Annotated in this window: 24 protein-coding genes and 1 tRNA gene; 9 read left to right on the top strand and 16 right to left on the bottom strand. The window is 73.7% G+C overall.

All coding sequences use genetic code 11. From position 1 onward, the window contains the following. Positions 1-401: 401 nt before the first annotated feature. From lysA to BLV02_RS30870, 3 genes are read right to left on the bottom strand one after another with little or no spacing between them, the layout of a single operon-like run. Complete coding sequence (lysA, locus tag BLV02_RS30880) at positions 402-1,811, bottom strand: diaminopimelate decarboxylase (protein WP_069112224.1); 1,410 nt, start codon at positions 1,809-1,811, stop codon at positions 402-404. A gap of 2 nt (positions 1,812-1,813) precedes the next feature. Next, on the bottom strand, positions 1,814-3,472 hold the full coding sequence (gene argS / locus BLV02_RS30875; protein WP_069112225.1) for an arginine--tRNA ligase: 1,659 nt from the start codon (positions 3,470-3,472) through the stop codon (positions 1,814-1,816). Next, positions 3,469-3,744: a helix-turn-helix domain-containing protein gene (locus BLV02_RS30870; protein ID WP_069112226.1), complete on the bottom strand. Its 276-nt coding sequence runs from the start codon at positions 3,742-3,744 to the stop codon at positions 3,469-3,471. Before BLV02_RS30870 ends, argS begins: the two co-directional genes overlap by 4 nt. Before the next feature lie 76 nt (positions 3,745-3,820). Between BLV02_RS30870 and BLV02_RS30865 the strand changes: the two genes are divergently transcribed. From BLV02_RS30865 to BLV02_RS30855, 3 genes are all read left to right on the top strand, one after another. Beyond that, positions 3,821-4,384, top strand: coding sequence for a PadR family transcriptional regulator (locus BLV02_RS30865; RefSeq protein WP_069112227.1), 564 nt, complete (start codon positions 3,821-3,823; stop codon positions 4,382-4,384). Between the two features lie 10 nt (positions 4,385-4,394). Further along, positions 4,395-5,117 carry a VOC family protein gene (locus BLV02_RS30860; protein ID WP_216094290.1) on the top strand — a complete coding sequence of 241 codons (723 nt, stop codon included), beginning with the start codon at positions 4,395-4,397 and terminating at the stop codon, positions 5,115-5,117. Between the two features lie 114 nt (positions 5,118-5,231). Next, positions 5,232-6,386 (top strand): DUF418 domain-containing protein, encoded by a 1,155-nt coding sequence (locus BLV02_RS30855; RefSeq protein ID WP_069112228.1) that lies wholly within the window; start codon positions 5,232-5,234, stop codon positions 6,384-6,386. A 19-nt stretch (positions 6,387-6,405) separates the two neighbouring features. On the opposite strand, the gene BLV02_RS30850 is transcribed toward BLV02_RS30855, so the two are convergent. Both BLV02_RS30850 and BLV02_RS30845 read right to left on the bottom strand, forming a co-directional pair. Then, positions 6,406-6,906 carry a mycothiol transferase gene (locus BLV02_RS30850; RefSeq protein WP_069112229.1) on the bottom strand — a complete coding sequence of 167 codons (501 nt, stop codon included), beginning with the start codon at positions 6,904-6,906 and terminating at the stop codon, positions 6,406-6,408. 10 nt (positions 6,907-6,916) lie between these two features. Continuing rightward, positions 6,917-7,474, bottom strand: a complete 558-nt coding sequence (locus BLV02_RS30845) for a dihydrofolate reductase family protein (RefSeq protein ID WP_069112230.1) — start codon at positions 7,472-7,474, stop codon at positions 6,917-6,919. A 240-nt stretch (positions 7,475-7,714) separates the two neighbouring features. Here BLV02_RS30845 and BLV02_RS30840 point away from each other — a divergent pair, with 240 nt between their 5' ends. Then, positions 7,715-8,398 carry a discoidin domain-containing protein gene (locus BLV02_RS30840; protein ID WP_074946829.1) on the top strand — a complete coding sequence of 228 codons (684 nt, stop codon included), beginning with the start codon at positions 7,715-7,717 and terminating at the stop codon, positions 8,396-8,398. A gap of 63 nt (positions 8,399-8,461) precedes the next feature. Further along, positions 8,462-11,269 (top strand): AfsR/SARP family transcriptional regulator, encoded by a 2,808-nt coding sequence (locus BLV02_RS30835; RefSeq protein ID WP_069112233.1) that lies wholly within the window; start codon positions 8,462-8,464, stop codon positions 11,267-11,269. A gap of 6 nt (positions 11,270-11,275) precedes the next feature. Here BLV02_RS30835 and BLV02_RS30830 read toward each other — a convergent pair whose 3' ends face one another. Continuing rightward, positions 11,276-11,758, bottom strand: a complete 483-nt coding sequence (locus BLV02_RS30830) for a hypothetical protein (RefSeq protein WP_069112234.1) — start codon at positions 11,756-11,758, stop codon at positions 11,276-11,278. Between the two features lie 229 nt (positions 11,759-11,987). On the opposite strand from BLV02_RS30830, the gene pdxR reads away from it, so the two are divergent. Then, the gene (gene pdxR / locus BLV02_RS30825) at positions 11,988-13,421 is read left to right on the top strand and encodes a MocR-like pyridoxine biosynthesis transcription factor PdxR (RefSeq protein WP_171906771.1); all 1,434 of its coding nucleotides are present in this window, start codon (positions 11,988-11,990) and stop codon (positions 13,419-13,421) included. On the opposite strand, the gene BLV02_RS30820 is transcribed toward pdxR, so the two are convergent. Further along, complete coding sequence (locus BLV02_RS30820) at positions 13,418-13,972, bottom strand: hypothetical protein (protein WP_069112235.1); 555 nt, start codon at positions 13,970-13,972, stop codon at positions 13,418-13,420. The two genes, pdxR and BLV02_RS30820, sit on opposite strands and share 4 nt — an antisense overlap. Positions 13,973-14,108: 136 nt before the next feature. Between BLV02_RS30820 and map the strand changes: the two genes are divergently transcribed. The 3 genes from map (at position 14,109) to BLV02_RS36855 (ending at position 15,367) form a co-directional block, all read left to right on the top strand. After that, entirely contained in the window at positions 14,109-14,876 is a 768-nt protein-coding gene (gene map / locus BLV02_RS30815) for a type I methionyl aminopeptidase (protein WP_069112236.1), read from the top strand. Positions 14,877-14,929: 53 nt separating this feature from the next. After that, positions 14,930-15,005 (top strand) — tRNA-Arg (locus BLV02_RS30810). Between the two features lie 191 nt (positions 15,006-15,196). Next, positions 15,197-15,367 carry a hypothetical protein gene (locus BLV02_RS36855; RefSeq protein WP_171906772.1) on the top strand — a complete coding sequence of 57 codons (171 nt, stop codon included), beginning with the start codon at positions 15,197-15,199 and terminating at the stop codon, positions 15,365-15,367. Between the two features lie 81 nt (positions 15,368-15,448). Here the strand turns inward: BLV02_RS36855 and BLV02_RS30805 are convergent, their stop codons facing one another. The 9 genes from BLV02_RS30805 to BLV02_RS30765 are packed head-to-tail and all read right to left on the bottom strand — an operon-like array spanning position 15,449 to position 24,419. Further along, the gene (locus BLV02_RS30805) at positions 15,449-16,240 is read right to left on the bottom strand and encodes a nucleoside phosphorylase (protein WP_069112237.1); all 792 of its coding nucleotides are present in this window, start codon (positions 16,238-16,240) and stop codon (positions 15,449-15,451) included. A gap of 19 nt (positions 16,241-16,259) precedes the next feature. Continuing rightward, positions 16,260-16,973, bottom strand: a complete 714-nt coding sequence (locus BLV02_RS30800; RefSeq protein WP_216094291.1) for an MgtC/SapB family protein — start codon at positions 16,971-16,973, stop codon at positions 16,260-16,262. After that, positions 16,970-17,599, bottom strand: a complete 630-nt coding sequence (locus tag BLV02_RS36850) for an HAD family hydrolase (protein ID WP_069112238.1) — start codon at positions 17,597-17,599, stop codon at positions 16,970-16,972. The genes BLV02_RS30800 and BLV02_RS36850 overlap by 4 nt, the downstream gene beginning before the upstream one ends. Beyond that, positions 17,596-18,948 carry a metallophosphoesterase gene (locus BLV02_RS30790; RefSeq protein WP_069112239.1) on the bottom strand — a complete coding sequence of 451 codons (1,353 nt, stop codon included), beginning with the start codon at positions 18,946-18,948 and terminating at the stop codon, positions 17,596-17,598. Before BLV02_RS30790 ends, BLV02_RS36850 begins: the two co-directional genes overlap by 4 nt. Continuing rightward, positions 18,945-19,883: an ABC transporter permease gene (locus tag BLV02_RS30785; protein WP_069112240.1), complete on the bottom strand. Its 939-nt coding sequence runs from the start codon at positions 19,881-19,883 to the stop codon at positions 18,945-18,947. The genes BLV02_RS30790 and BLV02_RS30785 overlap by 4 nt, the downstream gene beginning before the upstream one ends. Then, on the bottom strand, positions 19,883-20,986 hold the full coding sequence (locus BLV02_RS30780; protein WP_069112241.1) for an ABC transporter permease: 1,104 nt from the start codon (positions 20,984-20,986) through the stop codon (positions 19,883-19,885). Before BLV02_RS30780 ends, BLV02_RS30785 begins: the two co-directional genes overlap by 1 nt. Next, complete coding sequence (locus BLV02_RS30775) at positions 20,983-22,506, bottom strand: ATP-binding cassette domain-containing protein (protein WP_069112242.1); 1,524 nt, start codon at positions 22,504-22,506, stop codon at positions 20,983-20,985. Before BLV02_RS30775 ends, BLV02_RS30780 begins: the two co-directional genes overlap by 4 nt. Next, a complete protein-coding gene (locus tag BLV02_RS30770) occupies positions 22,506-23,513 on the bottom strand; it encodes a BMP family lipoprotein (protein ID WP_171906773.1) in 1,008 nt (335 codons plus the stop codon). Before BLV02_RS30770 ends, BLV02_RS30775 begins: the two co-directional genes overlap by 1 nt. 30 nt (positions 23,514-23,543) lie before the next feature. Continuing rightward, positions 23,544-24,419 (bottom strand): MurR/RpiR family transcriptional regulator, encoded by an 876-nt coding sequence (locus BLV02_RS30765; protein WP_069112244.1) that lies wholly within the window; start codon positions 24,417-24,419, stop codon positions 23,544-23,546. Positions 24,420-24,481 lie beyond the last annotated feature (62 nt).

The following is a 24,481-nucleotide window of genomic DNA, read 5'->3' as shown; positions in this document are numbered from 1 at the left end:
CGGCTATGCGCTCACCCCCATGGCGAGCGACACCGCGAGGCACACCACCAGGCCGAGTGCCAGACCGGCGACCTGATACTGACCACGCGGGCTCACCAGCCACCTGCGCAAGCGGGCTGGTGCGCGTCGCGTCCGAGAACGGTCATCCACCCGGAATTCCACCCTTCTGATCAGGGCTTCCGGGCACGGACCGCTGCTACGGCCGACCGGGAGCCAAGAAGCTGGCGGTCCCGGCCGGGACTCCAGTTATTGAGTTGTGCCCATATGGTCGGCGCGCATCGACAACCGGTCAACCCCCGAGTTACGCTCGATTCGCGCCGGGTGAGGTGCTGCTACACCGTCGACCCCGGTAGCGGTGGGTCGCGGCGCGCTTTCGGTCCACCCGGTTCCCGCGCCGCGGCTCAGCCGACGTCCAGCGCGAGGAGGTCGTCCTCGGTCTCGCGGCGCATGATCAGCCGGGCGGCACCGGCGCGGACGGCCACCACGGCGGCGCGCGGCTGGTGGTTGTAGTTGCTGGCCATGCTGCGGCAGTAGGCGCCGGTGCCCGGGACGGCGACGAGATCGCCGGCCGCGAGGTCGCCGGGGAGGAACTCGTCCTTGACGACGATGTCGCCGCTCTCGCAGTGCTTGCCGACGACGCGCGACAGCACCGGCGCCGCCGACGAGGCGCGCGAGGCGAGCGTGCACGAGTAGTCGGCGTCGTAGAGGGCGGTGCGGATGTTGTCGCTCATGCCGCCGTCGACCGCCACATAGCGGCGCGACGCCCCGCCGTCGAGCGGGACGGACTTGACGGTGCCGGTCTCGTAGAGCGTGAACGTCGACGGGCCGGCGATGGCGCGGCCGGGCTCGACGCTCAGGCGCGGGACCGCGAGGCCGTAGCCGGCGCACTCGTGCTCGATGATCGCGGCCAGCCCCGCGGCCAGGACGGCCGGCGGCTGCGGGTCGTCCTGGCTGGTGTAGGCGATGCCGAAGCCGCCGCCGAGGTCCAGCTCGGGCAGCTCGACGCCGTGCTCGTCGCGGACGGCGGCCTGCAGGCCCAGCACCCGGCGGGCCGCGACCTCGAAGCCGGCGGTGTCGTAGATCTGCGACCCGATGTGCGAGTGCAGCCCGAGCAGCCGCAGCGACGGCTGCTTCAGCACCGCCCGCACGGCCTCGGCCGCCTCGCCGGAGGCGATGGAGAAGCCGAACTTCTGGTCCTCGTGCGCCGTGGCGATGTACTCGTGCGTGTGCGCCTCGACCCCGACCTTGGTGCGGACGAGGACGGCGGCCCGGACGCCGCGGGCGGCGGCCAGCGTGGCCAGCCGCTCGATCTCTTCGAAGGAGTCGACGATGATGCGTCCGACCCCGGCGTCGAGGGCGCGGACCAGCTCGGCGACCGACTTGTTGTTGCCGTGCAGGCCGATGCGCCCGGCCGGGAACCCGGCGCGCAGCGCCACCGCCAGCTCGCCGCCGGAGCAGACGTCGAGGTTGAGGCCTTCGTCGGCGACCCAGCGGGCGGTCGCGACGGACAGGAACGCCTTGCCGGCGTAGTAGACGTCGGCGCCGCCGAGGATGTCGTCGAACGCGGACCGGTACGCCCGTGCCCGGGCGCGGAAGTCGTCCTCGTCGACGACGTACAGCGGGGTGCCGAACTCGGTGGCCAGCTCCTTGACGGACACGCCGGCGACTCGCAGCACGCCGTCGTCGTCGCGGGTGACCCCGGCCGACCACAGGCCCGGGTAGAGGGCGTTGACGTCGTCGGGCTCGCGCAGCCAGGACGGGCCGCGGTGGCCGGCCTCCGCGTGCAGGGCGCCGGCTTCGTGTGCGCGCATGGTTACATCCGATCTGGTGCGTCGACGCCGAGCATGCCGAGTCCGTTGGCGATGACCACCTTGGTGGCCTCGACCAGCCAGAGCCGGGCACGGTGCACGTCGGTGGCCTCTTCGTCACCGAACGGGAGAATGCGGCAGGCGTCGTAGAACTTGTGGAACGTGGAGGCGGTCTCCTCGAGGTACCGGGCGACGCGGTGCGGCTCGCGCAGCTCGGCCGCCGCGGCGACCAGCCGCGGGAACTCCGCCAGCGCGGCCAGCAGCAGCGACTCGCGCTCGTGGTCGAGCAGCTCGGGCCGCAGCTCACCCTTGTCGATGCCGAGCTCGGCGGCATTGCGCTGGAGCGACGCCAGCCGCGAGTGCGCGTACTGCACGTAGTAGACCGGGTTCTCCGGCGCGTGCTTGGTGATCTGCGCGACGTCGAGGGTCAGCGGGGAGTCGGCCGGGTAACGGCACAGCGAGTACCGCAGCGCGTCGACGCCGGCCGCCTCGACCACCTGGCCGAGCGTCAGCATGGTGCCGGCCCGCTTGGACAGCCGCAGCTCCTGGCCGTCCTGCACGATCTTGACCAGCTGGCCGATGGGGATCTCGATGTTCTTGTCGGGGTCGTCGCCCGCGCACGCCGCCAGCGCCTTGAGCCGTCCGATGTAGCCGTGGTGGTCGGCGCCGAGCAGGTAGACGCAGACGTCGAAGCCGCGCTCGCGCTTGTCGACGTAGTAGGCGGCGTCGGCGGCGAAGTAGGTGAACTCGCCGTTCGTCCGCCGCAGCACGCGGTCCTTGTCGTCGCCGAAGTCGGTGGTGCGCATCCACAGCGCGCCGTCGGCCTCGAACAGGTGCCCCTGCTGGCGCAGGACGTCGAGCGCGTGCTCGACCCGGCCGTTCTCGTGCAGGCTGCGCTCGGAGTACCAGACGTCGAAGTGGGTGCGGAAGTCGTCGAGCTGGGACTGCTGCTCGGCCAGCTGCAGGCGGTAGCCCTCGTCGCGGAACACGACGAGCTGTTCGTCGCGCGGGCGGTCGAGCAGGCCGGGGTGCTCCTTGACGATGGTGGCGGCGAGGTCGGCGACGTACTCGCCGTGGTAGCCGTCCTCGGGCACCGCCTCGCCGTGCGCCCGGGCCATGATGGACGCGCCGAACTTGTCCATCTGGGCGCCGCGGTCGTTGATGTAGAACTCGCGGGTGACGGCGGCGCCGGCGGCCTCGAGCACCCGGGCCAGCGCGTCGCCGACGGCGGCCCAGCGGACATGGCCGAGGTGCAGCGGGCCGGTCGGGTTGGCCGAGATGAACTCGACGTTCATGGTGGTGCCGGCCAGCGCGTCGCCGCGGCCGTAGGACTCGCCCGCCTCGACGACGGTGCGGGCCAGCTCGCCCTGCGCGGCGGCGGAGACGGTGATGTTGAGGAAGCCCGGCCCGGCGATGTCGACGCCGTCGACACCGTCGACGTCGCGCAGCCGGGCGGCCAGCAGCTCGGCCAGCGCCCGGGGGTTGGTGCCCGCCTTCTTCGCCAGCTGCAGCGCGACGTTCGTGGCGTAGTCGCCGTGGTCGCGGTTGCGCGGTCGCTCGACGGTCACCTGGGAGGGCACGCCGTCGGGCAGGGCGAGGTCGCCCGCGTCGACGGCGGCGGTGAGGACGTCACGTACCGCGGCGGAGAGCTGTTCGGGGGTCACCGGCCAAGCGTAGCCATCTCGGCGACTTCTCCGGCGCCCAGGCCGGTGAGCAGGTCGTCGAGGGACAGGCCGAGAACGTCGGCGACCGCCACGACGGTGAAGAAGGCCGGCGTGGGGATGCGGCCGCGCTCGATCTTGCGCAGTGTCTCGGGCGAGATGCCGGCCTGCGTGGCGACGTCGGCGATGCTGCGCTCGCCGCGCGCGGTGCGCAGCGCCAGGCCCAGCCGCTCGCCGCGTTCGCGCTCGGAGATCGTCAACGGGACTCGCACCATGCCACCGATAGTAATACCGGCTCCGGCGTGTAGGCTGCGACTAGCCAAATTTGGCTAGTGCTCTCGGGAGGCAGGTATGACGTCGCTGCGGCTGCTGGTCCTCGGCGCGCTGCGCAGGCGCGGACGGGCGCACGGCTACCAGGTGCGCACCGACCTGGAGGTGTGGGGCGCGCACGAGTGGTCGACGGCCAGCTCGGGCTCGGTGTACCACGCGCTCAAGAGCATGGCGCGGCACGGACTGCTGGCCGCCCACGAGACCGTCGCCTCGACCGCCGGCGGGCCGCCCCGCATCGAGTACGAGCTGACCGAGGCCGGCGAGCAGGAGTACCTCGCCCTGCTGGGCCAGGCCCTGTCCGGGCACGACCGCGCCCTGGACGTGCTGGCCGCGGCGGTCGGCCTGATCGAGGACCTGCCCCGCGACGAAGCACTGCGGCTGCTCCGCGAGCGGGCCGCCACGATGCACGAGTGGCGCGCCGCCATCACCGAGCACCTGCCCGCCGGTACCGACCTCGACACCTGGGGCCCGGTCGGCGAGGTCCTGGGGCTGTGGCTGACCACCGCCGACACCGGCGCCCGCTGGACCGACCGGCTGGTCCGGCGCCTCGAGGAGGGCGCGTTCACCATGGCCGGCGAGACCTGAGGAGGACCCTGTGGCCGACGAGATCACGGTGCCGGTGCTGCCATGCCGGTCCATCGACGAGATCGACGCGTTCTACACCATGCTCGGCTTCACCCGGACTTACTACCAGACCCGCCCGAATCCCTTCATCGCGCTGCAACGCGACGACCTCCGGCTGCAGTTCTTCGGGATGCCCGACTTCGTGCCCGAGGACTCCTACGGCACCTGCGTGGTGCTCGTGCCGGACACCGCGGCGCTGTTCGAGGCGTTCGCGGCGGCGATGCGCGCGGCGCACGGCAAGGTCCTGGTGTCCGGGATCCCGCGCATGACCCGGCCGCGGCTGCGCAAGAACGCCGAGGGCCGCACCGGGTTCTCCGTCATCGACCCCGGCGGCAACTGGATCCGCATCATGGCCGCCGACACCGGCCCCGATGACGACGCCGCGTCCGGCCGGCTGACCGCGACGCTGCGCAGCGCCGTCGTGATGGGCGACTCCCACGGCCTGCACGTGCGGGCGGCCGAGATCCTCGACGCCGGCCTGCTGCGGCACCGGGCCGCCGCGAGGACGGCCGAGGTCGTCGAGGCGCTGGCCTACCGGGCCGAGCTCGCGCTGCGGGCCGACGACACCGCCGCGGCGGCCGCGGCCGTCGCCGAGGCCCGCGCTCTGCCGCTCACCGACGCCGAGCGCGACGCGCTCGCCGGCGCCCTGGCCGGCCTCGACGACGTGGAGGCGACGCTCCTCGGCACCGAGTGACGTGCCCGCCACGCAGGGCCATCGAGGAGTGGCTGACGCCGCTAGCCGATGGTCGCGGGGCCGTCGACTTTGGTCCGATGCGCGGCCCGCCCGGCGCCCGCGAGGCTGGTCACCATGGCCACGATCGCGCAGGCCCGCCCCGCCGGGCCCACCGCCGCCTCCGAGCGCGCGCTCGGCCCCGACCTCGCGCGCGGCTTCATGCTGCTGTTCATCGCGCTGGCCAACTCGCACTACTTCCTGCGCGGCGACGTCGTGCGCGGCGGCTTCCCGATGGACGGGTCGTGGCTGGACTCCGCGGTCACGTGGCTGATCGCCACGTTCGTCGACGGCCGGGCGTTCCCGATGTTCGGCCTGCTGTTCGGCTACGGCGTGGCGCAGCTCGTGCGGCGCAACGAGGCGCTGGGCCCGCGCGGCGTGCGGCGGCTGCTGTGGCGGCGCAGCCTGGTGCTCATCGTGGTCGGGTTCCTGCACGCCATGCTGCTCTTCGTCGGCGACATCCTGGCCGCGTACGGCGTCCTGCTGCTGCTCGGCGCGTGGACGGTGCGCTGGCGGGCCCGCTGGCTGGTGCTGCCGGCCGCCGCGTTCTTCGCGCTGCTCATGCTGCCGTCGGCCGACTCGCTGTCGATCTCCACCGACCCGCCCGACGCGTCCATGTTGCCGCCCGACCTCGCCGGCATGGTCTCCGAGCGCATCGTGGTGCAGCCCCTCGTCATGCTCGGCGGCCCCATCGGCTTCGCCTGCCCGTTCCTCGTCGGGCTGCTGGCCGGGCGGGCGCGCGTCCTGGAGCGGCCGGCCGAGCACCGGCGGCTGCTCACCGTCACGGCGGTCGTGGGCCTCACGGTGGCCGTGCTCGGCGCCCAGCCGGTGGCGCTCATGCTGGCCGGCGTCACCGACGTGCCCAGCGCGTCGACGCTGGAGCTCATCGGCCCGCTGCACGACTGGTCCGGCGTGCTGGGCGGGTTCGGCTACGCGGCGCTGATCACGCTGGTGGCGGCCCGGCTGACCGGGCGCACCGGCCGCGTCACCGAGGCGATCCGTGCCACCGGGCAGCGGTCCATGACCTGCTACCTGCTGCAGTCGGTGGTGTGGGTGGCGGTGTTCACGCCGTTCCTGCTCGACCTGTCCGGCACGCTGACGGTGGCCGGGACGGCGCTGCTGGCCACGGCCACGTGGGCGGCCACCGTCGTGGTCGCCGATCAGCTGCGACGACGCGGCCGGCGCGGCCCGTTCGAAGTGCTGGTGCGCCGGGTGACGTACGGGCGGCGCTAGCCGGGCCGGGCGAGGCCGCCTATTCGCCGGTCCAGCCGTCGATGCGCTCGCGGACGAGGTCGGCGTGGCCGTTGTGGCGGGCGTACTCGCCGACCAGCTTCTGCAGGTTCCAGCGCAGGCTGCGCCTGTTGCCGGCGCCGACGGAGTCGAGCGTGGCGTGCGCGGCGATGCGGTCGTCGGCCAGCGCCCGCTCGCGCCGCCACGCCGCCATCGACTCGTGGACCACCGACGCGTCGACGTCGAAGTCCCACTCCGGGCCGTCGTCGGCGTACTCACCCCAGACGCCGCGCCAGGGCCCGCCCGGACCGAGCGCCCAGGCGGCGTAGGCCCGCTCCATCTCCGTCAGGTGCCGCACCAGGCCGATCAGCGACAACGACGACGGCGGCGCCGAGCGCGCGGCCAGCTGCTCCGCGTCGAGCCCGGCGCAGTTCGCCCGCAGCGCGTCGCGGTGGAACTCCAGCCAGCCCAGCAGGATGCCGCGTTCGTCGCCGTCGGAGGGCTCGGGCACACGATCGGTCACCCTCGCCAGACTAGCCGCGCGGGATGTCGGTGCCGGTGGGCCGGTACTCGGTGAGCACGATGCGCCCGTCGAGCACCCGGCTGCTGGTCAGCTCCAGTTCGGTGGCGGTGAGGCCGGCGAAGAACGGCTCGCGGCCGGAGTCGCCCGCGACCAGCGGGAACGTCATCAGCCGCAGGCGGTCGACCAGGCCGGCGTCGATGAGCTGCCGGGCCAGCGAGACGCTGCCCATGGTGCGCAGCTCGACGTCGCCCTCCTTCAGCCGCCGGATGTCGCCCTCGAGGTCGTGGCAGAGCCGGGTGTTCGGCCAGTCGGTCTCGGTCAGCGTGCGGGTGAAGACCACCTTCCGCAGCTCGGTCCACCGCTGCCAGCCGTCGTCGCGGGCCTGCGGCGGGATGGAGGCGAGCGCCTCGTAGGTGACCCGGCCGAGCACCACCAGTTGCGGCGCCGCGCCTTCCGAATTGATCCATTCATCCAGGTCAGGACCCATGTACCCGAAGTATCCGGGTGAGGTCTCGCCGCGCGCGAACCCGTCGGCCGAGACGAAGATGTCCACCGTCAGTGTGCTCATACCGGGGTTGACCGGCGCGGCAGCGAGAACTCATCGACTCGACGACCGGCGGCGGCGTCGCGTAGCGTCTCTCGGCGCAGCGATGAGGAGGACAGCGTGATGGCCGTCTGCGGCTCGTGTGGGAACCGCGTCTCCGAGCTGGCGCTCGAGTGCCCCAGGTGCCGCGCCACCATCGGGGCGACGCCGGAGCCGGTGGCCGCGGCCGCTCCCCCGCCGCCACCACGCGCAGCGGTGACGCCCGTGGCCGTGCTCGCGCCGCCCGTGCCGCCACCGCCGCCGCCCTCGTCGGCGTCGGTGCCCAGGCCGCCGGAACCGGAGCCGGCGCCCGAGCGCGAGCCGGTGTCGCGCACCGTCCTCGTCATCGCGGCCGCGGCGGCCCTGATCGTCGTCGCGATGATCACGGTGGCGCTGATCGCCCAGGACCCGTCCGGCGGCGACGACGACGGCGAGGCGGCGGCCGCCGGCGAGGTCGCCGCGAACGCCGAGGTCGAGGTGCCGGGCACCGCGCCCGACGGCGTCGACGGCGCGGGCGAGACCGTCGGCTACTCCGCCGCCCACCTGGTCGACGGCGACCCCAGCACCGCCTGGCGGGTCGAGGGCGACGCCGAGGGCGAGGAGATCGTGCTGACGCTGCCGGAGGCGCGCACCATCACCGAGGTCGGCATCGTCAACGGCTACGCGAAGGTCGACGAGGAGAGCGGCGACCGCCGCTACGGCCAGAACCGCCGGGTGCTGGCCGCGACCTGGGTCTTCGACGACGGCACCGAGGCGTCGTTCGAGCTGGAGGAGACGGTCGAGCCGCAGGTGTTCGCGCTCGACGCGCCGGTCGAGACGGCGACGGTGCGCCTTCGCCTCGACGAGGTGTCCCGTCCCGGCGGCCGCGATTTCACCGCGATCGGCGAGCTGAGCCTGACCGGCTACTGACGTCTCCGGCGTGTCACCGTCAGCGAGTCGACACGCCCGGGCCCGAGCCGCAATGCTGTGCCGGTGGGTTCGGAGGTGCGCATCGGGTTGCTCGGCCCGTTCGAGTTGCTCGTCGGCGGCCGGCCGGTGCATCTGGCCGGCGACCGCCAGCGCGCGGTGCTGGCCGCGCTGGCGTCGTCCGCGGGCACCGCGATCTCCGCCGACACCCTCGGCGACCTCGTGTGGGGCGACGACCCGCCGCAGTCGGTGCGGCGCACGGTGCAGACGCTGGTGCTGCGGCTGCGCCGCCAACTGGGCACGGCGTCGATCGTCAGCCGGCCGCCCGGCTACGCGCTGATCGTCGACCCCGACCACGTCGACGTGCTCCGGTTCGACCGCCTGCTGCACCGCGCCGGCGTCCTCGCCGATCCGGCCGCCGAACTGCGCACCATCGACGACGCGCTGCGGCTGTGGCGCGGCGCCCCGTACGGCGACGCCGCGGCGGGCCGGCTGGAGGAGCTCGAGGCGCCCCGCCTCACCGAGGGGTACCTGCGGGCGCTGGAACGCGCCACGGACCTGCTGCTCGACGGCGGCGCATGCGCGGAGGCGGGGCTGGCCGGCGGCATCGCGGAACGGGTCCGCGCCGAGACCGAACGGCACCCGCTGCGCGAGTCGCTGTGGGCCCGGCACCTGCGGCTGCTCGAGGCGGCCGACCGCGGCGCCGAGGCGCTGACCACGTACGAGACGGTCCGGGTCCGGCTCGCCGACGAGCTCGGCGTCGACCCCGGGCCGGAGCTGCGCCGGTTGCACGCGCGGCTGCTGCGCCAGCCCGATCCCGCCGCCGCGGCCCCCGTCGCCCCGCCGGCGCCGCCGCGGGTCCGTCAGCTGCCCGCCGACCTCGAGCTGGTCGGCCGCGAGTCCGCGCTCGCCCAGCTCGACGACGCCATGGGGATCGGTCTCCCGGCCGCCGCGGGCGCCCGGCTGGCCACCGTGACCGGTCCGGGCGGCGCGGGCAAGACGGCGCTGGCCGTGCACTGGGCGCACCGCATGCAGTCGGCGTTCCCGGACGGCCAGCTCTTCCTCGACCTGCGTGGCTTCTCCGCCGACCCGCCGCTGGAGCCCGGCGCGGCGCTGGGCTCGCTGCTGAGCAGCCTCGGCGTGCCCCCGGAACAGCAGCCCGACGACGTCGACGCGCGGGCTGGGCTGTACCGCTCGCTGGTCGCCGACCGCGCCATCCTGGTGCTGCTCGACAACGCCCGCGACTCCGCACAGGTCCGGCCGCTGCTCCCCGGCGGCGCGGGCCGGGCGATCGTCACCAGCCGCGGCGCGCTGCGCGGCCTGTCCGCGCGCGAGGGCGCCCGCGGCGTGCTGGTCGGCGAGGTGACGCCCGCCGACGCCACGTCGCTGCTGGGCATCAGGCTGCGCCGGCACGGCGTCACGCTCGCGGAGCCGGTCCTCGCCGAGCTGGCGGAGCTGTGCGGGCGGCTGCCGCTCGCGCTGGTCATCGCGGCCGAGTACGTCGCCGCCCAGCACGAGGTGGGCGCCAACCTGCTGATCCGGCGGCTGCGCGAGCAACGCGACCGACTCGACGCGCTGGACGAGGACGGCGACGACCCGATGGCCAGCGTGCGGTCGGTGTTCTCGTGGTCCTACGCCGCCCTCGACGCCGACACCGCACACACGTTCCGGACGATGGCCTGGCTGCTCCCCCTCGACTTCGGCGCCGACCTCGCCGCGGCGGTGACCGGCCGGCCGGCGCCGCAGGCGACCCGCATCCTCGACCGCCTCGCCGGCCTGAACCTCGTCACGGCGTCCGGCGGCCGGTACCAGGCGCACGACCTCATCCGCATCGACGCCGCCGAGCGGGCCGAGCGCGAGGACGACGAGGACGAGCTGGACGCGGCCGAGTCGCGCTGCCTCGACTGGTACCTGTACTCGCTGCGCAACGCGGTGGACGTCATCAAGCCGATCGACCACCGGGCCGCCACCCTGTACTTCCCCAGCCCGGCGGTGCGGCCGCTCACGTTCGACGACCCGGTCGCCGCGCGGGCCTGGTGTGTCACCGAGGCACGGGCGCTGATGTTCCTGACCCGCCGCGCCCACGACTTCGGCCGCTACGGCTACGTCTGGCGGCTGGCCTGGCAGCTCGGGCGGTTCCTGCAACTCGCCGCCCACAGCGACGACAACGTCGGGCTGGCCCGGCTCGCCGTCGACGCCGCGGCGCACGTCGACGACGCCGCCGCCGGGTACATCACGGCGAACCACCTCGGCAACGCGCTCAAGCAGGCCTGGCTGCCGGAGGCGGTCCCCTGGTACCAGCGGGCGCTGGACGGCTGCCGGGCGGCCGACGACCCGGGCACGGAGTCGGTCGTCCTCATGAACCTCGGCTCGGCCGTCCACGCCGCCGGCGACGTCGACGGCGCCGTCGAGCACTTCGCCGCCGCCCTGAACGCGGCCCGGCGCTGGGAGACCACCGACCCGCAGCGGTCCATCCTGTCGCCCAACCTGGCGGCGCTGCACCTCAACCTCGGCAACTCGCTGACCGCGCTGGAGCGTCACACCGAGGGGATCGAGCACACCGCGCAGGCGCTCGACCTGGCCCGGGCCGACGGCAACCGGATCATCGAGGGCATGTCGCTGGGCAACCTCGCCGAGAGCTACGCGGCCCTCGGCGACCACGCCCTCGCCGAGAGCCACTGCGGGCGCGCCGCCACCGTGCTGCGGTCGATCTCCGCCTCCGACGGCCTGGTCGACGTCCTGCTCACCACCGTCCAGGTGATGATGGCGACCGGCCGCCCCGCCGCCGCCCGGGCCGCGCACGACGAGGCCATGGCGATCCTGCGCGGCAGCGACGATCCCCGGGCGGGCGCGCTGGCCGCCGCGCTGCGCTGAGCTGCGTCAGTTCCCAGGACGGAACACGTTGCAGGTGCCGCTCCCGGTGCCGCCGTACCAGCTGCCGAGCGTGCCGCCGTACGGGCTCCGGAAGTCCCTCCAGTACGACTCGGGGCCGGTGGCGAGGTAGTAGTCGCCGATCATCACGCGGTGCTGCTGGCCGTCCGCGCTGGTCCAGTACGCCTGCCAGACGTAGGGGTCACCGTTGACACCGCACAGACCCGAGGTGTCGCGGTACCAGTAGCGGATGTACACGCTGTCGCCGTTGTAGAGCGTGTAGGTGCGGCCGGTGATGCGGTCGTAGACCCGCACGCCCGACGCCGGCGCGCTGGTGACGCGGGTGCACGTCTCCGTGGTGGTGGTGCCCTGGCAGTGCCAGAGGCTGGCGGCGTCGGCCGGGCCCGCGGCGACCACGAGCGACGTGACGGCACAGGCGGCCGCGGCGACGACGCCGGCGACGCGACGACGCAGGCGGGTGGTGACGGACATGACGGTCTCCTCGTGGGCGGGTGGCGGTGCCGGTCGGCACGGCACGAGTCCACGGGCGGCGTCCGGCGGCCACCAAGGGCCGATCGCGCCGGTCGCGCGGCGGACGGTCACGGATCGGCCACGTGACCGGCGCGGACGTGCGCGGTGAAGTCGCCGCGACGCCGGCGTGACGCCACGCGCGAGTTGGCTGCTGGTGTCAGACCACTCTCGCAGCCGATGGGACCGCTCCTTGCCACGCCGGATCAACCTCCACGTCCCCCTCGCCGGTGCGCGCGACCTCTCCGGCCAGATCCACCGGCGCATCCGGCAGGCGATCCTGGACGGCCTGCTGGAGCACGGCCAGCTGCTGCCGTCGACCCGCGACCTCGCCGGCCAGCTGTGCGTGTCGCGCACCACGGTGGGGACGGCGTACGACCGGCTGCTCGCGGAGGGACTGGTGAAGGGGCGGGTCGGGGTGGGGACGTTCGTGACGGCGAGCCCGGCGCGACGGTCGCGGACGGCGCCGCCGCCGTCGCCGCTGCGGCCGGCCCGGTTGTGGGCCACGCTGCCGACGTCGCGCGGGCCCGCCGGCACCGACGTCCGGTTCGACCTGCGACCGGCGCGCCCGGACCCGTGGCAGTTCCCGTTCGCGACGTGGCGCTCGGAGCTGTCGCGGCACACGAACGCCGACACGCTGCGGTCGGCGGACGGGCCGGGTGGGGTGGGCGGGCCGGCGGCGCTGCGCTCGGCACTGGCACGGCACCTCGGCGTCGTCCACGGGATCGACGCGGAGGCCGAGGACGTCGTCGTCACCACCGGGTCGCGGCAGGCCGTCGAGCTGGCCGCACGGGTGCTGCTGGAGCCCGGCGACCTGGTCGCCGTCGAGGAGCCGGGGCACCGCGACGTCGCGGCGCTGTTCACCAGCCTCGGGCTGCGGGTCGTCCCGGTCCCGGCCGACGGCGACGGGCTGGTGGCCGACGCGATCCCGCCCGGCGTGCGCTGTGTCTACACCCGGCCGGCCCGGCACTTCCCACTCGGCCTCACGATGTCCGACGGCCACCGGCGGGCGCTGCTGGACTGGGCCGCGCGAGCCGGCGGCGTCATCGTCGAGGACGGCCACGACGGCGAGTTCCGCCACGTCGGACGCCCGCTCGACCCGCTGCGCGCGCTGGACCCGTCCGGCCGGGTGCTCTACGTCGGCTCGCTGTCCCGGCTGCTGCGCCCGGACGTGCGCGTCGGCTACCTCGTCGCGCCCGCTCCCCTGCACGACGCGCTGCACAAGGCCCGGCGGGTGCTGGACCCGTCGCCGCCGACGCCGGTGCAGCTGGCGGCCGCCGCCTTCGTCCGCGACGGTCAGCTGTCCCGGCACGTGCGGCGCATGCGGGCCGTCTACGCCCAGCGGCGGGAGCGGATGATCGGCGCCGCGACCCGGCGCCTCGGCGAGCACGTCGTCGTCCATCCCGCGCCCGCCGGCCTCGACGTCCCCGCCCTGTTCCGCGACCCCCGCCTCGACGACGTCGAGGTCGCCCGGCGCGCGGCGACGGCCGGTGTCAGCGTCGCCGCGATCTCCGACCTCACGCTGACCGGCCGGTACCGCGGCCTGCTGCTCGGCTTCGGCGCCCTGCCCGCCGACCGCGTCGACGAGGCCGTCACACTGCTCCGCCTCGCCGTCGAGACTCCCTAGAGCTGCAGCACGATCGCGGCCGCCACGACGACGTCGACGACGGCGCACCATTCGGCGAACGAGCGGGCCACCACCCGATTCAGCACCAGGTGGACGACGTCCCAGACGCCGTGGAAGAGCCACCCGGCCGCCACCAGATACCGTCCTGCCGCCGGGTCGACGACCAGCCCGGCCAGGGCGAGCCCGCCGAACACCAGCATGCCCACGGCCTGCAGGCGCACCGTTCCGTCACGCCGCAACCGGCCGCCCACGGCGTTCCACACCAGCACGACCAGCGCGACCGCCCAGAACACGACGCCGGGCGAGATCAGGTCCAGCGCGCGGAGCAGGAAGATCACCGCGAACCCGGCGCCCAGCAGCGGCCACGTCGCCCGCCGTCGCTCCAACGTCGCGACGACCAGGTACAGCAGCGGCAGCAACGGCAGGATCTCGGCGAACCCCCTCATGCCGTCGTCGGTGCCCGCACCGTCGGCCATCACGAGGGCCATGCCGAGGCCGAGCGCGGCGGGCCAGCGCGCGGCGATGCGTCGATACCAGGGTGTCGTCGTCATGCCCCCAGGCTCGGGCCGATCCGCGCGGCGCCGTAGATGCGCGGCGTCACCTCCCCACCATGCGTTCCACCCGGCCGGACCATGCGCCGACCGGTATAGTTATCGCGACATGGCTCCACGACCGCGAGGAAGCTGCATGATCGAGTTGAAGACCGCCACCCAGATCGAGGCGATGCGTGCCGCCGGCCGCGTCGTCGCCGCCGTGCATGCCGAGGTGCGGGCGCAGGCCGCGCCCGGGGTGTCGCTGGCGGAGCTGGACGAGCTGGCCCGCAAGGTCATCGACGGCGCCGGCGCGGGGTCGTCGTTCCTCGGCTACCACCCGCGGTTCGGCGCCACGCCCTACCCGGGCGTCATCTGCACGTCGGTGAACGACGTCATGCTGCACGGCCTGCCGACGTCGTACCGCCTGCGCGACGGCGACCTGCTCAGCGTCGACTGCGGCGCCCACGTCGACGGCTGGCACGCCGACGGCGCCGTCAGCTTCGTCGTCGGCACCGCATCGGCCGCCGACGCCGCCCTGATCGAGACCGCCGAGCGCACCCTCGCCGCCGGCATCGCCGCCGCCCAGCCGGGCGGCCACATGGGTGACATCGGTCACGCCATGTCCGCCGTCGGCCGGGGCGCGGGCTACGGCATGCAGAACGACTTCGGTGGTCACGGCATCGGCCGGGCCATGCACGAGGAACCGTTCGTACCCAACGAGGGCCGCGCCGGCCGCGGCCTCGACCTGCGCCCCGGGCTGGTCATCGCCATCGAGCCCAGCCTCATGGCCGGCGGCCGCGACGGCTACCACATGGCCGACGACGGCTGGTCGCTGGTGACCAACGACGGCAGCCGCAGCGTGCACGTCGAGCACACCGTCGCCATCACCGACGACGGGCCGCGCATCCTCACCCTGCCGTGACGCCAACGCGTTCGCCCGGCGCCGCCCGCTGCTGATACCCTTCTCAAGCCCGAGCCCGCGTAGCTCAGGGGATAGAGCGTCTGCCTCCGGAGCAGAAGGCCGTAGGTTCGATTCCTACCGCGGGCACCAGCAGGTCAGCGGTTGTGTGGATCATCCGATCACGGCCAGACAGACATTCGAGATCTGCATCGCGTCGAAGGTGTCACGCGCTCACGGCCGAACCGATGACGGAGCCGTGAAGACCCAAAGCGCGAGCCACCCCGGCGGCGATCGATCCGCCACCCTCGTGATCACGTGGATGTCGCGCCACAATGAGACATATGACCAGCGGAGGTGGCAAGCCGCGGCACGCGGACGAGGAGATCGAGGCCGCAGCAGAGCGGTTCGAGAAGTGGGCCGACGAAGTCGACCCGACGATGCTGCGGGTGATCGACATGACCAAGCAGCGCACGGCCCACGACCAGGATCCCCCGGCCGAGACGCCGGAGTGAATCCCTGATGCGCAGGGTCTCGGCTGGCGGCCTCTGTGACACCGCGTGCGTGGCCGCGAATCGCACCCGCCGGCAACGCGATCACGTCCGGGTGTCCTGCTCGTGCAGCGCGACCACCGTCTGGTTCGCCAGCCGCGCGAGCCGCTCGATGTGCTCCTGGCCGTGGTCGAGCTGGCTCTGCGGGTCGAACACCCCGGACTCGCCGGACACGTGGCGGATGTTGTCCATCACCACGGCGAGGCCTCCGGCTCGCAGCCGCCAGGCGCGGGCCAGCACGAGGACGATGCTGGCCTCCATCTCGCCGGCCAGGACGTTCAGCTGGTGCAGGTCGTCGAACTGACCGGCCCACCAGCTCTGGTGGAAGTCGTTGAACGACGACCCCGGGCGGGGGTGGCTGGCGTAGAAGGTGTCGGCGCTGCGCGTGATGCCGACGTGATGCGGGAGGCCGAGGCGGCGTGCCGCGGTGATCGCCGCCTGGACGACCTCGTGGTGGGCGACCGCCGGGTACTCGACGGGCGCGTAGGCGCGCGACGCCCCGTCGAGGCGCATGGCGGCGTCGAAGATCGCGATGTCGCCGTTGGCGACGTGGTCCTGGAAGGTGCCGCAGGTGCCCACGCGGAGGAAGGTCCGGGCGCCGCAGCGCGCGAGTTCCTCCATCGCGATCGACGTCGACGGTGCGCCGATGCCGGTCGAGGTGCAGCTGATCGGCACGCCCTGGTAGGTCCCGGTGTAGGTGACGTACTCGCGGTTGGCGGCGACCTCCTCGGCGGTGTCCCACGTGGCCGCGATGAGTGGCACGCGTCCGGGGTCGCCGGGCAGCAGCACGTACGGTGCGACGTCGCCTTCTCGGAGCTTCAGGTGGTACTGGGTCATGGTCCCTCTCCTGTCGTGATCATTCGGATTCGTGGGCGACGGCGACACGCTCGACCCCGGCGAGTTCGGAGAGCTCCGCCACGAGCAGCTGCAGCGGTGGCCGTCCCCGGAACTGCATGCGGGCGACCACCTCCGGCCGGCCATCGGGCCGTATCTGCTCCGTCGACCGGATGGTGGTCTGGTAACCCATGTCGGCGGCCACCGTGAGGATGCCGCGAAGCACACCCCGTCCGTCGAGGTAGCGGACGGTGAGCGTGGCGCGCTCGGCCGAGCCGCGCAGGCGGTGGGTGAGCGGCGCGACGACGGTCACCGCGGCGACGTGCAGGACGGTCATCGACACGGCCAGCAGGACCAGCCCCGCGCCGCACGCCATGCCGACCGCCGCGGTCAGCCAGATGGTCGCCGCCGTGGTCAGGCCGCGGACGACGTCGCGGCGCAGGAAGATCACGCCGGCGCCGAGGAACCCGATGCCGGAGACGATCTGGGCGGCGATGCGCGACGGGTCGATGATCGCCGTCGCGGTGTCGACCCCGGCGAAGCCGTACGCGGAGATGAGGGTGAACCCGGCGGAGCCCATGCCGACGAGCAGGTGGGTGCGGACGCCGGCGCTCTTCTGCGAGAGCTGCCGTTCGACGCCGATCGCTCCGCACAGGACGAAGGCCAGGCCGAGCAGGGTCAGCTCGTCCTGGACGGTACCCGACAGCCACAGCACCTCGGTACGGACGACGGTCACGGGACGCCGCTGAGCATCCGGGCGACGTCGCGCAGGTCGCTGACGATCGTGTGCGCGTCCGCGAGCTCGGACCGGCTGCCGTAGCCGAAGTCGACGCCGACGGTCCATGCACCGGCCCCGAGCCCCTCCGCGACGTCGTACCGGGTGTCGCCGACGTACAGCAGCGGCCCCTTCGATCGGTAGCGGCGCAGGACCTCCCGTTTCGGGTGCACGTTGCCGTGGACCTCGCTGATCAGGGCCGTCAGCCCCTGGGCACGGCAATCGCCGTGGATCACGCGCTCGTCGGCGCCGCTGACGACCACCACGGGCACGCCGAGCGTCCCGGCGACGTCGAGGAGGTGCCGGGCGCCGGGCGCGAGGACGGTGGGCGCGGCGCTCATCGCGGCGTTCCACTCGTCGACGCAGCGGCCGGTGGCGTCGGCGGGGACGCCGAGGGCGGCGAAGTAGGCGTCCATCGGCAACCGGAAGCCGGTGCGGAAGGCGTCCGCCGTCGCGGGCGTCAAAGCCTCCTGATCGACGATCGCGAGCGCCGCGCGGGTGGCTCGCCAGGCCCGCTCCGCGTCGTCGACCATGGTTCCGTTCCAGTCGACGGCGACGACGGCAGGTGGCCGCGGCGGGGCGATCACCGGAAGTACCCCCGCATCGCGTCGCGGGCGCTGAACCGGTCGTCGACCGCCAGCGGTCGGCCGAGCCACGACTCGGCGAGGGGACGTACGTGTTCGAGCAGGGCCACGGTGTGCGGGTTCTCCTTCGGGTCGCTGACTCCGGCCGGTGTGCGGCTCCAGTTCCACCAGAGGTGGTCGTTGCCGGGCGTCCGTGGGTCGGTGCGCTGGTCATGGGCGCGTCTCAGCCGGCCCAGCTCGCCGGCATCGATGCGGGCGACGATCACGGCGTCGTCGGGGAACGGGAACAGGCGGTGCAGGTCGAGCTCGCTGACGGGGCCCGCGGCGAGGGCCGCGCCGGCGCCGTCGACGGGCGCCTGGGTGAAGAAGGCGTGCGGCGGCACGAACGCGGCGTCGGCCCGGCCCGTGGACCGGAAGGCGTCGGCGACGACCGACGGCAGGTACGGGCCGGCTCCCGGCACGCTGGTCAGCGGGGTGGGGTTGGTGCCGATGCGCTCCGCGGCCGCCGCGGCCAGGTGTTCGGCGGCGGCCCGCCGGACGTCCGAACCGGGCGCCGCGGGCGCGACGGCGGCGAAGCCGGCCGGCACCGCGCCCGACGTGGTGAGGTCGACGACGAGGACGGACGCCGCGAACGGATGGGCGTGGCCGACGACCGTGGAGCCGAGCCGGCCGGACCAGCGGCCGAGCGTGTGCCCGCCGAGGACGACGTCGGCATGCGAGCTCCAGCCGCGGATGTCGTCGAGCCACCGGCTGCTGCGGACGCCCGGCCGCGACGTCTCCGGCCACCACTCGACACCGTCGTGCTGCAGGACGACGATCCAGTCCGCGCCGGCCTCCCGCAGCCGCCTCGCGTGGTCGCGCACGAGGCCGGCCGGATCGCCCACCGGCTCCGGGCCCGGAGCGAGCCGATGCACCTGCGGATGGGTCAGGCCGATCACTCCGACGACACCGGCGGCCGTGTCGATCAGCCGGGTCGGCGCCAGGCCGGCGTCGGCGTTCGCGCACAGCAGCGGGAACGCGAGGGCTCCGGCGCCGCTCCGAGCCGCGTCGGTCCCCTCGTCGAACTCGTGGTTGCCGGCCGCCGCAGCGCCGATCGGCAGGTCGGCGACCAGCGCCCAGTCCCGCCGTCCGGTCAGCGACCACAGCGGTCCGCCGGTGAAGTCACCCGCGTCCAGCCAGACGGCCGGACCACGGCGGCTCTCCAGCTCGAGGAGGCCGGCGACGCCGTCGACGGTGCCGGCCCGCCCGGGTCCGGCAGGCAGCGGCGCCACCGTGGCCAGCAGGTCGTTGGTGGCGAGCAGCCGGACCCTGGCATCGGGCGGACGAGGAGGCAGCGCCGAACCCGCCGTCACGCCACCACCCGGCTCTCCCCGGCCTCGGCCGCGGTGTCCGGCCGGAACCGGCGAGCGACGCTGGGGACGGCCAGCATGGCGATGATGGCGACGTACGGCAGCACCCCGGACAGCTCCGTCGGCAGGCCGATGTTCTGCAGGTTGAAGCCGAGCGTGTCGAAGTAGGCGAACGTGATGGCCAGCGGCAGCAGCAGCCAGGGCCGCTGCGCGGCGATCAGCACCAGCGCCAGCGCGATGAAGCCGCGGGCGTTGGTCATGCCCGGCGAGAACTGCGCCGCGGAGGCCAGGGCCAGCTGGGCGCCGCCGAGCCCGACGAACGCGCCGCCGACGACCAGGGCGAGCCATTGCGTGCGGGCCGGGGAACGCCCGGCGGCCACGGCGACCGCGGGCGCGCTGCCGACCACGCGCGTCGTCAACCCGCCGCGGGTCCGGTGCAGCCACAGCGTCAGCAGCGGGGTGGTGAGCACGGCGGCGTAGAGCACGATGGTCTGCCCGCTGAGCACGTCGCCGAGCCATGGCACCGACGCGACGAGCGGCAGGTCGATGCGGGGCAGCGGCTCGAGCGAGGGCGTGACGATGGTTCCCTCGCCCGCGAACAGCACGGCCGTCAGCACCGAGGTGCCGCCCACGGCGATGAAGTTCAGCGCGATGCCGGTGACGATCGGGTTGACCCCGCCGCTGATCGCGACGGCGGCGAAGAGCGCGCTGGCACAGGTGGAGGCCACGACCGCGCCGAGCAACCCGGCCGGCGCGCCGCCGCCGGTCAGTTCCTGCGCCGCGATGGCGCCGAAGCAGCCGAAGAGCATCGCCCCCTCCGCGCCGAGCACGAGCACGCCCGCGCGCATCGGCAGGTAGACGCCGAACGAGACGAACAGCAGTGCGGCCGTGGCCTGAAGGGTGAGCTGCCACAGGTCGGTGCCGAACCAGAAGCCCATCAGGATTCCCCCTTGGCCGTGCTCATCGCCGGTTCGGGTGACGGCGGTGGCGTGGGCGCCGCTCGGTCCGTGCCGCGTGCGCGCGGCGCCTGCCTGGTGAGCGCGACGGCGGCGATGACGATCAGCACGCCCTGGACGAGGGTGCCCATCCCGGCGGTGATGCCGATGTCGCGCTGGACACCGGCCAGGCCGGTGGTGAGGCCGGCCAGGAAGAGTGCGGCCGGAAGCATGATCAGCAGGCCGCTCGGGATCAGGATGGCCGCGGTCAGGCCGGTCCACGCGACGGAGCTCGGCCCGCCGAGGGTCCCGTCCTGGAAGCGGTGGTAGACGCCGAAGACCTCGATGGCGCCGGCGAGGCCGGTGATGGATCCGCTGCCGAGCAGCACGGTCAACGGGTAGCGACGCGAATCGACTCCGGCGAGCGTCGCGAACTTCGGGTTCCGGCCGTACATCGTGAGGCGGTGCCCGGCGACGGTGTACCGGACGATCGCCCACACGACGACCGTGACGACGATGGCGATGACGAAGCCGAGGTGCAGCGACGTCCTTGGCACGAGCACCGGGAGCCACGCGTCCTGCGGGATCGTGCGGGTCGCGACGATGCTGTGCGCGTCCGGATCCTGCAGGGTGGTCCGGGTGATGAAGCGGGCCAGGCCGTCGGCGAAGTAGTTGGCGATCAGGGTGAGCACGACCAGCTGGACCCGCGTGGCCACGGCCAGCCCGCCGATCGCGCAGGCCCACGCCCCGCCGGCCAGTGCACCGATGAGCAGGGACCCGACGACGACCACGACGCCCGGGCCGGGCAGCACCGTGCCCGCGGTGGCCGCGGCGAGGCCGCCGATGACGTACTGCCCCACCTGCCCGACGTCGAACAGGCCGGCCCGGATCGAGACACTGGCCGACACCGCGATCAGAAGGATCGGCGTCATGGTCCGGGCGGTCGAGGCCAGGGCGGTGTCGGTCCCGCCGATTCCGGCGAAGAACGAGGCGAAGCCGGGCGCCACCTGGTCGACACCCTGCAGCGCCGCGAGCAGGACGGCGACGACCGCCAGCCCGAGCGCCGCGACCAGGACGATCGTCAGAGCTCGTCGTGCGCCGGTCATGGGACCTCCTCGTGCCGCGCCGCCGCGACGTCGTGGCCGAGGCCGCCGAGGAGTTCTCCGAGGCGCCCCAGGGTCAGCTCGTCGCGCTCGTAGTCGCGGCCGAGCCGGCCACGGTCGATGACGTGCACCCGGTCGCTGAGCGCGAGCAGTTCGTCGACGTCGGAGGTGACCAGGAGCACGGCGCCACCCCGGCTGGTGAACTCCCGGAGCTGGGCATGGATGAGCGCGACGCCGGCGAAGTCGACTCCTCGGGTCGGCTCGTGCGCCAGCAGGATGCGAGCGCCGTCACCGAGCTCACGTGCGACCGCGACCCGCTGGAGGTTGCCGCCGCTGAGTTCGCTCGCCGGCTGGCGGGTGCTGCTCGCCACCACGCGGGCACGTTCCACCAGCGACCGGGCGAGCTGGTCCGCCTTGCCCCGGCGCAGCAGGCCGAGGCGGCCGCGCAGGCCGGGCGGCGGGACGGCGGAGATGACGTTGTCGGTGATGCTGGCGGCGGGCGCCGAGCCCGATTCCTTGACGCTCTCCGGGATGAAGCGCAGTCCTGCGGCGCGCCGGGCCCGCGTCGACCACCTCGACACCTCCCGCCCGTCGATCGTCAGGGGCAGGTGGGCCGCGGAGCGCTGCAGACCGGCGATGGTGTCGAGGAGCTCGTTCTGGCCGTTGCCGGAGACTCCGGCGATGCCGACGATCTCGCCGGCCCGCACGCTCAGCCGTCCGCCGACGTCGAGCACCGGCACGCCTGGTGGGGCGCCGGCCGGCCGCGCGGCGCCGGTCGCCTCGCCACCGGCCGCGTCGTCACCGCCCGTCATGGCCCGGCCGATCCGCCCGAGCTCGAACGGCGCCGCCGGGAGGTGGAGCACGCTCTCGCCCCGGCGCAGCACGTTGACCTCGTCGCAGTGCTGCACCACCTCGCGCAACCGGTGGCTGATGAACACGACGCTCATGCCGCCCGCGGCGAGATCGCGCATGACCTCGAACAGGGTGTCGACCTCGCGCGGCGTCAGGTAGGTGGTGGGTTCGTCGAGCAGCAGGCAGCGGGCTCCTCGATAGAGCGCCGAGAGGATGTCGACGCGTTGGCGGACGCCGACCGGGACCTCCGCGGCCGGCTTGGCCAGCGGCACGACGATGCCGGTGCGGGCCATCAGGTCGCGGACGCCCTCCTTGTGGGCGCTCCAGCTGATGCCGCCGAGCAGCCGGCCCGGCCACGCGCCGGTCCCGGCCGCGTCCTCGGCGCCGAACACGATGTTCTCCAGCAGCGAGAGCTCGTCGACGGTGGACAGCTGCTGGCGCACCAGGCCGACCCGGACGCCGACGTCGAGCGCACCCGCGTCCGGGCTGAGGTCGCCCGAGATCAGCTGCATGAGCGTGCTCTTGCCCGCGCCGTTCTCACCGACCAGCGCCGAGATGCGGCCGGCCGTCACGGTCAGGTCGGCCCGCCGCAGGGCGCGCACCGGGCCGAACGACTTCGCCAGTCCGGCGGCGCGGACGTGGACCGGCGGGCCCGCCGCCTGCGGCGTCATCAGCCGGCCGAGCCGCCGGACAGGATGTGGTCGTAGGCGGTCGTCCCGGCCTCGACCACCTCCGCCGGCAACTCGAAGTCGTCGCTGGCCGGGCCGGTGACGTAGGGGATCTCGAAAATGTCGTCCTTCAGCCCCAGCTCACGGGTCTCGCCGCCCGGGACCGAGCCGTCGGCGTACGCGGAGATGATGGCGAAGTTGAGGTTGTCCTCGGTCGGCGCGGCGATGAAGGCCAGCGCCGGCTGGGTGTCCCTGACGGTGGCCCAGTCGGTGAGGTCCGACGCGATCGTGCGGTACTCCTTCTCCGCACCGAGGGCGTAGACCTGCAGGTTCGAGCCGGCGGCGCTGTAGATGACGTCGGCGCCCGCCGATGCCTGGCTGGTCGCAATGGAGCCGGCCTTGGCCGGGTCGGTGAACGACCCGACGGCGGTGGTGATGACCTCGACGGACGGATCGACACTCGCCGCGCCCGCGGCGAAGCCGTCGCTGTAGCGGAGCAGGGTCGGCGACTCGTCGCCGATGATGACACCGATGGTCCCCGACTCGGTCATGGCCGCCGCCATCGCTCCGGCGACGTAGGTGCCCTCCTCGTTCGCCGCGTTGAACGAGGTGACGTTGGGGCCGCTGGCGATGCCGCCGGCGATGTAGAAGGCCTGGTCGGGATACTCGGCCGCCACCTGGGTGACGGCGTCGCCGTTGGCGAAGAACGGGACGCCGATGGCGTCGTAGCAGCCCTTGGCCGCCGCCGCCCGGAGGTTGTCCGCGACGCCGGCGATGCCGGTGCCGTCGGTGACGTCGATCTCGACGCCCAGTTCGTCCGCCGCGCGGTCGAGCCCGCGCTTGATGGTCTGCTCGGCGGTGCTGCCGGTCATCGGGTCCTGCATGACGAAGGCGTAGCCGCACGCATCCGCCGACGAGCTCGTGCCGTCCGCCGCCGAGCAGGACGCCACCACGGACGTCACCGCCAGAAGGCTGGCGGTCACCGCGGCGCGGGTGCGAGTCGTGTTCATGGTCTCCTCCATGCTGAAAGGTGGTGCCAGTCAGAAGCGGTGCTCGGCGAGCGCGTCGGCCATCAGCGCCTGAGCCGCCTTCGAGCGTTCGGCGTTCCTGAGGTACAGCGACACGTACAGGCCGTCGAGGATGAGCAGGTGGACGAACCGGCTGGTCATCGCCTCGACCCTGAACTCCGTCTCGCGGCTGCCGGCGACCAGGGAGACGGTCGCCAGCTCGGTCAGCGGACTGGTGGAGAAGCTGGTGATCGCGATGACGGAGGCGCCGGCCTCGCGCGCCGCGCGGGCGGCCGCGATGGTCTCGGTGGTCGATCCGGTGTGCGAGACGACGACGGCGACGTCGTCGGGGCGCAGCAGCCGGGACTGCACGTGCTGGGTGTGGACGTCGACGGGTGCGGCCGAGTCGAATCCGATCGTGACGAGCCGGTACGAGGCGTCCTGCGCCAGGGGCGCGCTGGTGCCCACGGCGAGGAACAGGATCCGCCGCGCCCCGTCCAGGAGCTCGACCGCGCGCTCGAGCGCCTCGGCGTCGACGGTTCCGGGCGCGGTGCGCAACGCGTCGTCCGTCGAGGCGGCGAGCTTGCGCAGGATCGCACCGGGCGCGTCGGAGGCGTCCACGCCCTCCTGCACCGGCGTCCCCACCTGGATGCGGTCCTGCGCGAGCGCGATCTTGGCGTCCTGGAAGCCCTTGAAGCCCACCGACTTGCACGCCCGCACCACGGTGCCGACGCCGACGCCCGCGGACTCGGCCACGTCCGAGACGGTCAGGTGGATGGCCTCGGATCCGCTGGCCAGGAGGGCGTTGACCACCCGTGCCTCGGCGGTGGGCAGCGACGGGAGCTGAGCACGCACCCGTTCGGAGACGACGCCGGCGTCGCCCCGCGGGGTGGACCTGTCGTGAGTCATCGGTTCCTCTGCTCATCCTCGGACGGAACAATGTTCCGGATGAGGATTGCAGGCGGAATCTG

The sequence above is a fragment of the Jiangella alba genome (assembly GCF_900106035.1).
GTDB classification, from domain to species: domain Bacteria; phylum Actinomycetota; class Actinomycetes; order Jiangellales; family Jiangellaceae; genus Jiangella; species Jiangella alba.
Note: the sequence above shows the minus strand (reverse complement) of the source record. Positions and strands in the feature narration are given on the sequence as shown.